This window comes from Rhodococcus sp. SORGH_AS_0303, assembly GCF_030819335.1.
Taxonomy (GTDB): Bacteria; Actinomycetota; Actinomycetes; order Mycobacteriales; family Mycobacteriaceae; genus Rhodococcoides.
The window spans coordinates 1,104,848-1,117,564 of sequence record NZ_JAUTBO010000001.1; the positions used below are offsets into that span (position 1 = coordinate 1,104,848).

At 69.4% G+C, this 12,717-nt stretch carries 16 protein-coding genes; 12 read left to right on the forward strand and 4 right to left on the reverse strand.

Translation table 11 applies throughout. The features are described 5' to 3' along the window. Window positions 1-158: 158 nt before the first annotated feature. From QE449_RS05100 to QE449_RS05120, 5 genes are read left to right on the forward strand one after another with little or no spacing between them, the layout of a single operon-like run. Window positions 159-935: an ABC transporter ATP-binding protein gene (locus QE449_RS05100; RefSeq protein WP_261775734.1), complete on the forward strand. Its 777-nt coding sequence runs from the start codon at window positions 159-161 to the stop codon at window positions 933-935. Then, window positions 925-1,668: an ABC transporter ATP-binding protein gene (locus QE449_RS05105; RefSeq protein WP_307108338.1), complete on the forward strand. Its 744-nt coding sequence runs from the start codon at window positions 925-927 to the stop codon at window positions 1,666-1,668. Before QE449_RS05100 ends, QE449_RS05105 begins: the two co-directional genes overlap by 11 nt. A gap of 24 nt (window positions 1,669-1,692) precedes the next feature. After that, the gene (locus QE449_RS05110; protein ID WP_027504741.1) at window positions 1,693-2,571 is read left to right on the forward strand and encodes a branched-chain amino acid ABC transporter permease; all 879 of its coding nucleotides are present in this window, start codon (window positions 1,693-1,695) and stop codon (window positions 2,569-2,571) included. Window position 2,572: 1 nt separating this feature from the next. After that, on the forward strand, window positions 2,573-3,667 hold the full coding sequence (locus tag QE449_RS05115) for a branched-chain amino acid ABC transporter permease (protein WP_307108339.1): 1,095 nt from the start codon (window positions 2,573-2,575) through the stop codon (window positions 3,665-3,667). Then, window positions 3,664-4,998, forward strand: a complete 1,335-nt coding sequence (locus QE449_RS05120) for an ABC transporter substrate-binding protein (RefSeq protein WP_307091540.1) — start codon at window positions 3,664-3,666, stop codon at window positions 4,996-4,998. Before QE449_RS05115 ends, QE449_RS05120 begins: the two co-directional genes overlap by 4 nt. Window positions 4,999-5,082: 84 nt before the next feature. On the opposite strand, the gene QE449_RS05125 is transcribed toward QE449_RS05120, so the two are convergent. Both QE449_RS05125 and QE449_RS05130 read right to left on the reverse strand, forming a co-directional pair. After that, window positions 5,083-5,724 carry a hypothetical protein gene (locus tag QE449_RS05125; protein ID WP_307108340.1) on the reverse strand — a complete coding sequence of 214 codons (642 nt, stop codon included), beginning with the start codon at window positions 5,722-5,724 and terminating at the stop codon, window positions 5,083-5,085. Window positions 5,725-5,747: 23 nt separating this feature from the next. After that, the gene (locus QE449_RS05130) at window positions 5,748-6,860 is read right to left on the reverse strand and encodes a hypothetical protein (RefSeq protein WP_051613118.1); all 1,113 of its coding nucleotides are present in this window, start codon (window positions 6,858-6,860) and stop codon (window positions 5,748-5,750) included. Between the two features lie 163 nt (window positions 6,861-7,023). Between QE449_RS05130 and QE449_RS05135 the strand changes: the two genes are divergently transcribed. The 3 genes from QE449_RS05135 to QE449_RS05145 all read left to right on the forward strand — a co-directional run bounded on the left by QE449_RS05135 (window position 7,024) and on the right by QE449_RS05145 (window position 8,500). Next, window positions 7,024-7,662 carry a hypothetical protein gene (locus QE449_RS05135; protein WP_261778159.1) on the forward strand — a complete coding sequence of 213 codons (639 nt, stop codon included), beginning with the start codon at window positions 7,024-7,026 and terminating at the stop codon, window positions 7,660-7,662. 257 nt (window positions 7,663-7,919) lie between these two features. Next, complete coding sequence (locus QE449_RS05140) at window positions 7,920-8,216, forward strand: WXG100 family type VII secretion target (protein ID WP_307108341.1); 297 nt, start codon at window positions 7,920-7,922, stop codon at window positions 8,214-8,216. After that, window positions 8,213-8,500, forward strand: coding sequence for a WXG100 family type VII secretion target (locus QE449_RS05145; protein ID WP_307091549.1), 288 nt, complete (start codon window positions 8,213-8,215; stop codon window positions 8,498-8,500). The genes QE449_RS05140 and QE449_RS05145 overlap by 4 nt, the downstream gene beginning before the upstream one ends. Before the next feature lie 37 nt (window positions 8,501-8,537). Here QE449_RS05145 and QE449_RS05150 read toward each other — a convergent pair whose 3' ends face one another. Further along, complete coding sequence (locus QE449_RS05150; protein WP_307108342.1) at window positions 8,538-8,714, reverse strand: hypothetical protein; 177 nt, start codon at window positions 8,712-8,714, stop codon at window positions 8,538-8,540. Between the two features lie 404 nt (window positions 8,715-9,118). On the opposite strand from QE449_RS05150, the gene QE449_RS05155 reads away from it, so the two are divergent. Continuing rightward, window positions 9,119-9,775, forward strand: a complete 657-nt coding sequence (locus QE449_RS05155) for a hypothetical protein (protein ID WP_307108343.1) — start codon at window positions 9,119-9,121, stop codon at window positions 9,773-9,775. Next, window positions 9,772-10,011: a hypothetical protein gene (locus QE449_RS05160; protein WP_027504748.1), complete on the forward strand. Its 240-nt coding sequence runs from the start codon at window positions 9,772-9,774 to the stop codon at window positions 10,009-10,011. The genes QE449_RS05155 and QE449_RS05160 overlap by 4 nt, the downstream gene beginning before the upstream one ends. 70 nt (window positions 10,012-10,081) lie before the next feature. Here QE449_RS05160 and QE449_RS05165 read toward each other — a convergent pair whose 3' ends face one another. Beyond that, window positions 10,082-10,570 (reverse strand): hypothetical protein, encoded by a 489-nt coding sequence (locus QE449_RS05165; RefSeq protein WP_155956948.1) that lies wholly within the window; start codon window positions 10,568-10,570, stop codon window positions 10,082-10,084. A gap of 94 nt (window positions 10,571-10,664) precedes the next feature. Between QE449_RS05165 and QE449_RS05170 the strand changes: the two genes are divergently transcribed. Both QE449_RS05170 and QE449_RS05175 read left to right on the forward strand, forming a co-directional pair. Next, a complete protein-coding gene (locus QE449_RS05170) occupies window positions 10,665-11,126 on the forward strand; it encodes a hypothetical protein (protein WP_051613120.1) in 462 nt (153 codons plus the stop codon). 10 nt (window positions 11,127-11,136) lie between these two features. Further along, on the forward strand, window positions 11,137-12,627 hold the full coding sequence (locus QE449_RS05175) for a fatty acyl-CoA synthetase (protein ID WP_307108344.1): 1,491 nt from the start codon (window positions 11,137-11,139) through the stop codon (window positions 12,625-12,627). Window positions 12,628-12,717 lie beyond the last annotated feature (90 nt).

Genomic DNA, 12,717 nt, shown 5'->3' on the forward strand with positions numbered 1-12,717 from the left:
TTTGCGCACAGCGCCCGACGGTTCGAGCGGTTTGACCGAAATTGGTGCCCGCGGCATGACCCTTTTCGTGCGCGGAGACCATATCGCCGACTGTGCGGAGTGACCATAGTGAGTGCCACCGAGATGTGAGGTGGGCCACTGTGTCAACGATCGAGACCATGACCGAGTCCGTGTTCGAGCTGTCGTCCGTCACCGTGTCGTTCGGCGGCATCGTCGCCCTGTCGGACGTCGGACTCGATGTCCGACGAGGCGAGGTCGTCGGAGTCATCGGACCCAACGGGGCGGGCAAGACGACACTGTTCAACGTGGCGTGCGGCCTCGTCGCGCCGCAGTCGGGCACGGTGACCCGGAACGGCCGGGTGGTACGCCGGCTGAAGCCGACCGCGCTGGCGGCGCTCGGTATGAGCCGCACACTGCAGGGCCTCGGGCTGTTCGACCGGATGACCGTGGTGGAGAACGTCATGGTCGGTGCGGACCATCTCGCCCGGACCTCGATCGTCGCCGGGCTGCTCGGACTCGCTCGGAGCGGGGCCGACACCGCCGCGATCCGCGACCGGGCTCTGGCCACGTTGTCCGAACTCCGCATCGACGAGTACGCCGACCGGTACCCGCCCAGCCTGCCGTACGCGGTGCGCAAACGCGTCGCGCTCGCGCGGGCGCTGGTGGGGGAGCCGACGTTGCTGCTTCTCGACGAGCCGGCGTCGGGTCTGTCGAACGCGGAGATGGACGAGCTGGGTGAGCTGGTCCGCGGACTCACCTCGAGGATGTCGATCCTCCTGGTCGAGCACCACATGGATCTGGTCATGAGTGTCTGTGATCGGTTGGTGGTCCTGGACTTCGGGAAGGTCATCGCGCGCGGGACACCCGACACGGTGCGCGAGGATCCCGCTGTGCTCGCCGCCTACCTGGGGGACGAGGTGGACCGTGACGCGTGACGTCGTGCGGGACGAGGCGACCCGCGACGCCCTGACAGTGTCCGATCTGACGGTGCGGTACGGCGCCGTCACCGCGCTCGACTCCGTGTCGCTGCGGGTGCCCCGCGGCGCGGTCACCGCGGTGCTCGGGGCCAACGGTGCCGGCAAGACGACCCTGCTCCGGACGATCTCGGCGCTGCACCCGCCGGTGTCCGGCCACATCCGGATGGGCGAGGTCGACCTCGTCGGAGCGAGTCCGGAGTCGATGTCACGGCGTGGACTGTCGCACGTGCCCGAGGGCCGCGGGGTCATCGTCGAACTCACCGTGGAGGAGAACCTGCGTCTGGGAGCGTTGGGCCGCAACAGGTCCGCGGCCGTGGTGGGGATCGACCGCGTGCTGTCCATGTTCCCGGCTCTCGCGGAGCGTCGGGCGTCGACCGCGCACACGCTGTCGGGCGGTGAGCGTCAGATGCTGGTGATCGGGCGCGCCCTCATGGCGACCCCCACGATCCTGCTGCTCGACGAACCGTCGCTCGGGCTCGCTCCCCGCGTGGTGGCGCAGATCTTCCAGACGCTGCGTGACTCGGTCGACTCGGACGGCCTCACCGTCGTGCTGGTCGAGCAGAACGCCCGCAGCGCGCTGTCCATCGCCGAACACGCCGTCGTGCTGTCCCTGGGAACGGTGGCGCGGGAGGGTCCGGCGGCCGACCTCGTCGGCGACGAGGAACTCCGCCACGCCTACCTCGGCTTCTGACCACCCTCACGAAAGGACGACAGAGTGCAACAACTGCTCACCATCGTCATCAACGGAGTGACCAACGGGATGGTCTATGCCGCATTCGCTCTGGCACTCGTGCTGATCTGGCGCTCCACGCGCATCGTGAACTTCGCGCAGGCGCCGATGGCGATGATCACCACCTACGTGGCGCTCGTCGTGGTCGATGCCGGCTACTCGTACTGGGTCGGCTTCGCCGCCGCGCTCGTGTCCGGTCTCGTGCTCGGCGCGCTGATCGAGCGACTGATCATCCGGTACGTCGACAGTGCGTCGCACATCAATCCGGTGATCCTCACCCTCGGTCTCTTCATCGTGATCCACGCGGTGGCGGCACTGGTGTTCGGCAACCAGTTCCGGTCCTTTCCCGCTCCGTTCGGTCTCGACGGTCGGCGCATCGGGTCCGTGGACGTGGCGCTGACGGGCAACGACATCTACAAGGTCGTCGCGGTGCTGGTGGTGCTCGCCGCGCTGGTCGCGCTGTTCCGGTTCACCGATCTCGGACTCACGATGCGCGCCAGTGCTTTCAGCCAGGAGGTGTCGCGCCTGCTGGGAGTGCGCGTGGGCCGCATGCTCACGCTGGGATGGGCGTTGGCCGCGGTGGTCGGGTCGGTCGCGGGTCTGCTCATCGCCGGCGGGTCGCTGGTGCACCCCGGTTACATGGACTCCGTCGTGGTGTTCGGATTCGTGGCCGCCGTGCTCGGCGGTCTCGACAGCCCGGTGGGCGCCGTGGTGGGCGGACTGCTGATGGGTGTCGGGCTGAGTGCGGTCAGTGGCTACATCGGGCAGGACCTCGTGTCCTTCGCGGCGCTGGTCATCCTCATCGCGGTGTTGTTGTTGCGTCCCAACGGATTGTTCGCTGCCGCGGCAGCGAGGAGGGTCTGACATGACCGTGACGACGACCGACAGGCCCACCCTCTCACCCGCACGCTCGCGCGTCGCCCGCGTGGTGTCGACTCCGGTGCGGCGGCACCTGCTCGGCGCTCTGCTGGCCCTCGTCGTGGTGATTCTCGTGCTGGAGAGCGTCAGCACGTTCCGGCAGAGCCAGCTGACATCGGTGGCGTATCTCGCGATCGCCGCGGCCGGGCTGACCGTGCTCACCGGACTCAACGGTCAGCTCTCCCTCGGGCACGGCGCGTTCATGGCGGTCGGCGCGTACACCGCGGCACTGATGTTGCGGGCGAACGAGTCCGGCTGGTCGGTGCCTCTGGTCCTGATCGCGGCCACTGTCGTGGCCGGTCTGGTCGGGGTCGTCGTCGGGGTCGCCGCGGCGCGATTGCACGGGCCCTACCTGGCCGGCGCGACGTTGGCGCTCGCCGTCGCCGTCCCTGGTCTCGCGCTGTACTTCTCGGAGTACCTCGGGGGCGAGCAGGGTCTCATCGTGCCCAGTCCCGACGTGCCGGCCGCGCTCGACGACATCGCCTTCTTCGTCACCGGAAACGAGCTGACGTCCACGAAATTCGTGGCCTACGTCGGGTGGTTCCTGCTCGTGCTGGTGTTCTTCCTGCTGGCCAACGTGTCGTCGAGTCGCGTCGGACGGCGTTGGCGCGCCGTGCGTGACGACGAGGTGTCGGCCGAGATCGCGGGGATCGACCTCGGGCGGGCACGGGTGCTGGCCTTCGTGGTCAGTGCCGCGTGTGCCGGTGCCGCCGGGGCCATCATGGCGATGGCCTCCCGCATCGCCGCGCCGAGCGGGTTCACGCTGGTGTTGTCCCTGACCCTGCTCTCCGCTGTGGTCATCGGCGGACTCGGTTCGCTGACAGGCGCTCTCATCGGTGCCGCGCTCCTCACCTACATCCCGCCGGTGGTGACCAACCTGGGCCTCGACGCCGGGTTGAGCAGCCTGCAGGCCGCGGAACTCGCGCCTCTGGTCACCGGCATCTTCACCGTGGTCGTGATCCTCTTCGCGCCACTCGGACTGGTCGGCACGGTCCGCGGTCGTCTCGTACAGCGTCGTCTGAAGAGAGAAGGAGTTCGATGAACAGGATCCGAACATGGGCGCAGCGGGGCACCGCTCTCGCTGCGGCCGTCGTACTGGTGGCCTCGTGCGGCGCGGGTGGCCGTGAAGAGTCGGAGGAGTCCACGGAGGGCTCGACCGTCGGGATCACCGACACCTCGGTGAAGATTGGTGCGCACTATCCCCTGACGGGAGTCGCCGCTCCCGGGTACAGCGAGATCCCCACGGGCGCCAAGGCCTACTTCGACTACGTCAACGCCGCCGGCGGGGTGAACGGTCGGCAGATCGAGTACCTCGTGCGTGACGACGCGTACGACCCGACCACCACCACACAGGTGGTCAACGAGCTGGTCCTGCAGGACGAGGTGTTCGCGATGGTCGGCGGTCTGGGCACCGCGACCCACAGCGCGGTCATCGACTTCCTCAACGAGGAGGGCGTCCCCGATCTGTTCGTGTCCTCGGGCGCGATCATGTGGGGCAACGATCCGGCCAAGTACCCCAACACCTTCGGGTGGCAGCCCGACTACCAGGTCGAGGGCAAGATCATCGGCGACTGGGTGCAGAAGAACCGGCCGGACGCCAAGGTGGGCCTGTTCCTGCAGGACGACGACCTCGGCCGCGACAGCGAGGCCGCGGTGCGCCAGTACCTCGAGGATCAGATCGTCGGCGTCGCCCGCTACACGTCCGGCAACACCGACGTCGCCCCGCAGATCGCGTCCCTCCAGGCGGCGGGTGCCGATCTGATCCTGGGCTTCAACGTCCCGTCGTACACGGCACTGAGCCAGTTGGTCTCCCGCCGACTGAACTACACGCCCGAATGGTTCTACAGCTCCATCGGTTCCGACGTGGACCTCGTCGGGTCGCTGCTCGGACGCTTCTCCCAGGGCGCGGTGACCGACGGCGCCTCGTCGCTCGAGAACATGATCTCCCTCGAGTACATCCCCGGCATCGACTCGCCGGACAACCCGTGGACGCAGTTGTGGCAGAAGGTGTGGGCCGCCAACGGAACCGGTGAGGAGCTGACCAACTACCGCATCTACGGCATGAGCCACGCCTACGCCTTCGTGCAGGCGCTGCAGGCCGCGGGCGAGAACCCGACCAGGGAGTCGATCGTGTCGGCGCTGCAGTCGCAGGGCAAGGACCTGCCCGGCCCTCAGCTCGCCCCGTTCCGCTACTCCGAGGACAGTCACCTCGGCATCTCCGGTGCCAGCGTCTACAAGATCACGAACGGAAAGCCGGAGAACCTGACCCCGGTCCTGGTCACGGACATCGGCGACTCGGCCGTCGAGGAGTACACCGGTGAGGAGGCAACCCCACCGGAGAGCGGCATTCCCGACACCCAGCCGGCGGGATGACTTGGTCGGCGGGATGACCCGGGGGCGGGGGCGTCGACACGCCCCCGCCCCCGTCACGTGTCGGCCCCGCTCGTCGGCAGTGGCCTACCCGCCGTGCGCTGTTCCATGCAGGACGGCCGTCGCGAGAACGGCAGGGTGAGCCCGTCCGGCCCACGTGCCGACCAGGGCGTCGCGATCGGCCGGGTCGTCCAGCGGGACGCGATGCAGGGTGAGCACGGCGGTGCCGACGTCGACGACGGTGTCGGTGCCGCGGGTGTCGACCGACGGCGCGTGGACGTCGGGAACGTCGGCGCCGGCCTGTCCGGTTCCGTGGACGAGTGCGGTGACTTTGCGCTCGGGCCCGGGCTCGGAGTACTCGAACGCCGCCTGAGTTCCGCCCGTGAGAACGGTCCGCAGCAGCGTCGCCAGATACACCGGATCGTGCGCCGCGTCGTGAACGTGGCGGGTCCCGAGCACGCTGTGCTCCATGGTGGTGATCAGCGCCGTCTCGGCGCCGGGTAGCGGTGCCGATCGGTACGTGAGAGGCACGTGCAGGATCGTCCCGTCGGCGGCGCGGAGCAGGTGCGACTCCAGTCCCACCTCGCCGTCGGGATCGTCGAAGCGGTAGGCGTCGACGACCTCGAGCGTGCCGACGTCGATGCCTGCCGCCCACGGCTGCAGCGGAACCCACTGCCGCAGCAGGTCGATCTTGGTGGGAACGATGGTCGCGCGATGAATCAGGGCCACGCCGCGCACGCTACGCCGCGGTGTCAGTCCTCGGCGGAGGTCTCGGCGGCAACGGTGCCGAAGATGTCCGCGCGTCCCACGCCGTCGAGTACTGCGTGCCGGAGCTCGGGTGGCACCAGCAACACCTCGCCGCCGACGAGCAGTCCCTGGTCGATGAACGCTCGGAGCTTCGCGGTCACCAACTCCGCCGTCCGCTTGTCCTCGCCCTCGAGGTCGTCGTAGTTCTCGTCCAGGTTGCCCTCGGGCGGGTCCGGCGTCATGGCGGCCAGCACCGCCTGGGCGACGAAGCTGTCGGCCACCGAGGCGGAGACGTCGATCTCGTCGTCGGCGGACAACTGCGCCGTGACGTGCGCCGCGACGACGGTGCGCAGAGCGTCCGCCTCGCGCGCCCGGACGTTCGCCGCGAGTGGTCCGGGAGCGGCGCCGGCGTCCGAGATCTCCACGACGCCGGACGACACGGCGGTGGTCCAGGCGTGGGCGAGTTCGGGCACGTCGGCGGGCATCTGGAACGTCGACGCGGGCACGGTGAGCCCCAGCGCGGCGGCCACCTCCTTCGCGTCGATCGGCCGACCGGTGCTCGACCAGGCGAGCAGGGCGTCGACGTCGCGGACGATCGCGAGCTCGGCCAGTGCCGCCGACTCCGCGTCCGCGGTCACCTCGGGCAGGGTGATGTCCTCGGGCGTCAGCGTGTCGGGGACGCCGTCGACGAAATCGGTGAGGTCCTCCATGCAGTGCTCGTAGTCGGCGTCGCTGCCGCTCCAGATGTCCTCGTCGTCGAGGAACGTCAGATAGGACAGGGCGCTGAACACGAGGTGGAGCGCGGCGTCCTCGCTCGCCTCGGTGTTCTGCGCGAGGACGGATTCGGCGGCGTCGAGAACGAGGTGGGCGTCGTCCGGGGTCCAGGCCGTGGGGGTGAATCCCTCGTGGACCCGGGTGAGTTCACCCAGGAGCGACTCGACGACGCGACGCGTCGGCTCGACGTCTCCCGCGCCCTCCTGAACGGCCATCCACGTCACGAAGCGAGCGAGCACCCGTTCTGTCGTGGACGCCGTCGGCCCCGAGGTCTGTCGGCGTCTCCGCGCCGCGGTCTTGGCGGCGCGCTTCTGCCCGCGGTTGCCCGGTCGGTTGGATCCCATGCGCCGACCTTAATGCGGTCACCGGTCCGGTCGTCCCGTCAGGTCGACGCGGGCTGTGACCCAGATCATGTGTCGTCGGCGCGCGCTTCTCCGTTCTCTGTACGACTCACCTTCATACGAACACGAGCGCGCCCGGTAGGGGCAGCGTCGAAAGGAGTGCATCATGGCCGACTTCATCGAGAAGGCTCAGAACAAGGTCGACGAGGCCGCAGGCGCCGCGAAGAAGAAGGCCGGAGAGGTCACGGGCGACGATTCGCTGCGTACCGAGGGTGCAGCCCAGCAGACCAAGGCGGACGGCAAGCAGGCCGCCGACAAGGCCGGTCAGGCTGTCGACGACGCCGCGGGTGCCGTGAAGGACAAGGCCGGGGACGTCGCAGACAAGGCGGAGAACGCGGCGAACAAGGCTTCCGACAAGGCCGACGAGGTCGCGGACAAGGCTGCCGGCAAGGCGAACGAGGTGGCCGACAAGGCCGGGGACGTCGCGGAGAAGGCAGCCGACAAGGCGAACGAGGTCGCTGCCAAGGCGCAGGACAAGGCCGGCGAGGTCGCCGATCGTGCCAAGCACGCCGCGGACAACGTCGCCCAGCAGGTGCGCAGCTTCGACGCGAACTCGTCCGACGTGAAGAAGGCCTCCGCGGTGAGCGCCCCCGTCATCGCCGCCGTCGTCGGTGCGATCGTGGCCGTCGTCGTGGTGCGCCGTCGGCGCAACGCCCCGCGCCGGGTCGCCCAGAAGCGACTGTCGGTCGCGCAGAGCTTCGGTCAGGATCTGGCCGAGACGGTGAAGCACAAGCTCGACCGCTGATCACCGAGAGATATCCGGGTCAATGCTGCGGACTGTTCGTTCGAACGAGGGGGCAGCGTTGATCTGATCACCGTGCACCGTCACCACGGAGCACAGTGACCACCATCCGAATGCGGCGTCTGCACGGGGCAGGCGCCGCATTCGTGTGTCCGGACACTGCCGACCGGTTCCGCGGGAACCGAACATGAGTCCTGCCCGTCCATGCCTGCACACGCCGCCGACGACCGGTCGCCGGCGCCGGGCGGGGGGAGCACGGCATGGAACACACGGCTGTCGACGCGGCGACCATGGTGGACGCGGCCAGGTCGTTGGGCAGGGTGTCGCTGGATCTCGAGCGGGAGGTCGCGGAGGCCGCCTCGGTCGTCGCCGCGGTGTCCGCCTCGTGGCAGGGCCTGGCGGCGACGGCGTTCGTCGACGGGTGGGGCACCGTTCATCACGGCGCCCGGTCGGTGGTCGCGGCGCTCGAGGACTCAGCGGGTCGACTCGAGATCGCAGCCATTGCTTATGCGGGACAGGACGACACGTCCGCGGCCGCGATCGCGGGTGCGGTGTGACGGGCTACCGAGTCGACCTGGCCGAACTGGATGCCGTGGTCGTGAGGCTGACGCGGTTGGCCGAGGCCACGCGGGTCGCACTCGACGACGTGTCGGTGCGGGTGTCCGCCCTGCCGTGGGAGGGCACGGCGGCAGAGGCTCATCGCGCCGCGCAGAGCGCATGGTCAGCTGGGGCTCGCGAGATGGCGGTCGGTGTCGAGACCATGAGAGACGCTGCGCGCCGGGCACACTCGTCGTACACCGCGGCCCTCCAGTCGAACAGCCGCATGTTCGGGCGCGACTGATGGCGCCCCCGGTCGTTCTCGACGTGTCACCCGAGGTCTACGCCGAGGCGGCTCGGTCGGTGTATCGCGCGGACGAGATCATGGCGAGTGCGGTGAACGTCCACCACGGTGCGTCGCGCGCGTGGGCCGCGATGGCGGGAAGCGACGCCGCGGGTGAGCAGTGGGGCCGGGCGTACGACGGATCCGTCGTCGATCTCTCCCGCGCACTCGCCACGACGTTCTCGGCGACGTCGGTGCTGGCGCGGCTCGTCGATCAGGCGGGTGCGAATTACGTTGCGGCGGAGTCGATCGCGGTGGTTCCGAGTACCCCGCCGCCGGCAGGACGGGCACCGTCCGCCGCGCGGCAGCTCGAGTACCCGAGCGCGGTGGGTGACCTCGGCCCGGGGCTCCAGGGTGCGGTGGAGCTGGCCGACGCGGTCGGCGTGCCGTGCCCCAACGGCGACACCGACGCACTGCGGGACGCGTCGAGCGCGTGGATCGTGCTGGGGCAGGCGATGCTCGACGCACGGTCCGAGGTGCTCGGTGCCGCAGCCGATCTGGGTGCCGTGGACGTGCCGGAACGGGACGCGATGGTGCGGGACCTCCGTCGACTGTCCGAGGCAGTGGAAGCGGTGGCGGGTGCGTGCTCGGGGCTGGCCGCCGCGTGCCACGACTACGCCCGAGCAGCTCGAGAAGACGCGCCGCGACATCCGCGACCTGATCGAGCAGTTCGCAGTGGAGGAGGCGGCGGCCGTCGCGGTCGGTATCGGGTTGGCCTTCGTGTCCGCGGGACTGTCGGCCGCGGCGGGAGCGGCGATCACGGCCGGTCGTTTCGCACGTACCGCCTCGAGAGTGCGCGCGGTCATCGCGGCGCTGCACGCGTTCGCTCGGATGCGGCGCACCGAGACGTCGATGGCGACGGTGCGACGAGCTGCCGACGACGTGGAGGATCTGACCACTCGTGTGCCCGTCGGCCTGGACGACGTCAGTGCGGCGGAGCGTGCTGCCGGTCCGCCGCCGGCAGGGTGGTCGTCCACTCGTGCGCTCGACGACCACTTCGCGCGCCACGGCGCCGAGGTGGGTGCACGGTCGGCCGACGAGTACGCGGACCTCGCGGCGCGGTTCCGCACGGAGGGCTCGCACCAGGTCAAGGTCGGCCCGGACGGCACCGTGCGGATGTACGACCTGGAGACCAACACGTTCGCGTCCTACACGCCGGACGGCACCACCAAGACATACTTCAAGCCCGGATCCGGTGCGTCGTACTGGGACCGCCAACCAGGAGTTCCGGAATGACCACTCACCTCTGCCCGGTCTGCCACTACCCCGGTCTCGCGGACCCGCCGTGGTCGGAGGCGGGCCCGTCGTACGAGATCTGCCCGTCGTGCGGCTACGAGTTCGGTGTCACCGACGACGACCTGGGGGTGACGCCCGAGTCCTGGCGCCGACTGTGGATCGACCGCGGGCATCCCTGGAGCTCGACGGCACCGCCGCCGCCCGGCTGGGACGGCGCACGGCAACTCCGGCGCTGACGTGCGGGAAGGCCGGAGGCCGGTCGGTGGACTGCGGGAAGGCCGGAGGCCGGTCGGTGGATCTCCAGTGTCAGGGGAGCAGGTGCGAGTACGCGGAGCACGTGGAGGCGACGCCGATGTAGACGAGTCCGTCCGACTGCTCGTCCGACCATCCGCGCACTCGCGTGCGGTCGGCGGTGTCGGCGAGGATGTCGACTCCGGTGCGTCCGACGGCGAGGTCTCGGCAGATCGAGGTGACCGAGGTGTCCATGAAGGCGGCGGTGTCCGGGTCGGTCGGGTAGCCGGCCATCTGCATGATCTCGGCGAAGGCGTCGAACGGTTCCTCGGCGGCCTGCTGGGCGAGGGGAGCGATCTGCACCGCCGGGGTGTCGAGGACGACGGGCGCGTCGACTGCGGTGACCGGCGCGGCGGGTGCGGGGGCGTCCGAGGCACTGGCCGTGGCGGGGGCACTGTCGGACAGCACCATGGTGGTGGTGGCTGCGCCGGCGAGCACGGTCACCGCGGCGCCGATCACCGCGATCCGTCGTCCGGTGCGAGTCGGTCGCCGATGTGCTGGCATCACGTGTCCTCGGTTGGTGGGTCAGTCGCTGACTTATACCCATTTCCGAGCAGAATGTTACTGGAGTCTCACAGGAATCAGGGAGGACGCGCGCATGGAGAAGGTGACGGCCCGGACTCTCGGGGCGTGGGTCATCACGGTGAATCCCCGCAGGACCGACGTCGCCTCGTTGCTCGCCGACGGGCACGCGGGCGGTGACTGGTGCGTGGCGCCCAACTACCGTTCGCGCCTCATGGCGGCCGGTCAGCCCATCCTGCTGTGGGTGAGCAACCGATCCGGCGTGCACCCCGCGCGGGGATTCTGGGGCGTGGGGACCGTGCTCGGCCCCGCTGTCGACATGCACGATCCCGACGATGCGCGCCTGCACGTTCCCACCGAGATCACCATTCTCGGCGAGCCCGTGACGGCCGCGGAGTGCGCCGGGACGGCCGGGCTGGACCGACTCGAGATGCTCCGGTCGCCCCAGCAGTCGAATCCGTCCGTGGTCACCGCCTCGGAGTGGTCGCTCCTTCGCGCTCGTCTCGAACGGGCACCGGAGGCGCCCGGCCTTCTCTAGTGTCCGAGGTATGACAGCTGATGTTCGCGCGAGCACGGTCGACGCAGTCCTGACGAGGTCGGCGCGTCGGTACCCGGACCGGGCAGCCCTGGAGTTCGACGGTCGAACGCACACCTATGCGGAACTGGACGCGGCGGTGTCCCGCGTCGCTCGGTACCTGGTGTCGACGGGGCTCGCACCGGGAGAGCGGGTCGCGGCCTACGGCACCAACTCCGACTCCTACATCGTCGGGTTCCTCGCCTGCTGCCGTGCCGGGCTGGTGCACGTGCCGATCAACTACGCCCTCGTCGAGGACGAGTTGACCTACCTGGTCGGCCAGTCCGGTGCTCGCGCGCTGCTGGTCGACGACGCTCTGGCGCCGGCGGTCGACGCCGTGCGGACGGGTCTCGATCTCGACGTCGTGCTCTCTCTGCAGGAGCTTCTCGACCTTCCCGACGTGTCGGTCGCGCTGCCCACGGTGCTGACCACCGATCTCGCCCAGTTGCTGTACACCTCGGGAACGACGTCGAAGCCCAAGGGCGCGATGATGTCTCACGGTGCGCTGGTGAGCGAGTACGTCTCGTCCGTCCTGGCACTGGCGTTCACCGCCGACGACGCCCCGCTCATCGCGATGCCGCTGTACCACTCGGCCGGCATGCACGTGTTCGCCCTGCCGTACCTGTCGGTCGGCGCGACGGTGCGCCTGATGGCGAAGCCGGACGTCGCGGAGATCCTGCGCCGCGTCGAGGCCGACCGCATCGGTTCGCTGTTCCTGGCACCGACGGTCTGGGTCCCTCTGGCGGGACACCCGGATCTCGAGACCCGCGATCTGTCGTCCCTGACCAAGGCGCAGTACGGGGCATCGATAATGCCGGTCACGGTGCTGGAGCGGCTGCGGGCGCGGTATCCGGACCTTCGGTTCTTCAACTGTTTCGGACAGTCGGAGATCGGTCCGTTGGCGACGGTGTTGCAGCCGGAGGAGCACGATGCACGGCCCGCCTCGTGCGGGCGCGCCGTCTTCTTCGTCGAGACGCGGGTGGTGAACGCCGACGGTGAGGACGTGGCGGACGGTGAACCCGGCGAGATCCTCTACCGCTCACCGCAGTTGTGCGACGGGTACTGGGAGAACCCGGACGCCACGGCCGAGGCCTTCCTCGACCGATGGTTCCACTCCGGTGATCTGGTGACCCGGGACGCGGAGGGATTCGTGACGGTGGTGGACCGCATCAAGGACGTCATCAACACCGGCGGCATCCTGGTGGCGTCGCGGGAGGTCGAGGACGCGATCTACACCCATCCGGCGGTGGCCGAGGTCGCGGTGATCGGCGTTCCGGACGAGAAGTGGATCGAGGCGATCACGGCGGTGGTGACGGTGAAGGACGGTCGTGCGGTGACCGCCGAGGAGATCATCGCCCACGTCTCGGGTCGCATCGCACCGTTCAAGATCCCCAAGCAGGTGCGGTTCATGGACGAATTGCCGCGTAACCAGAGCGGCAAGCTGCTCAAGCGCGCGCTGAGGTGATCGAACCGGCGTTCGGCGTGTTACCTGTGTGACTGGTGTGACTGGTGGTACTTCTGACACCGAGAGCTTCCGCGTGTCGCGGTAGCCGAA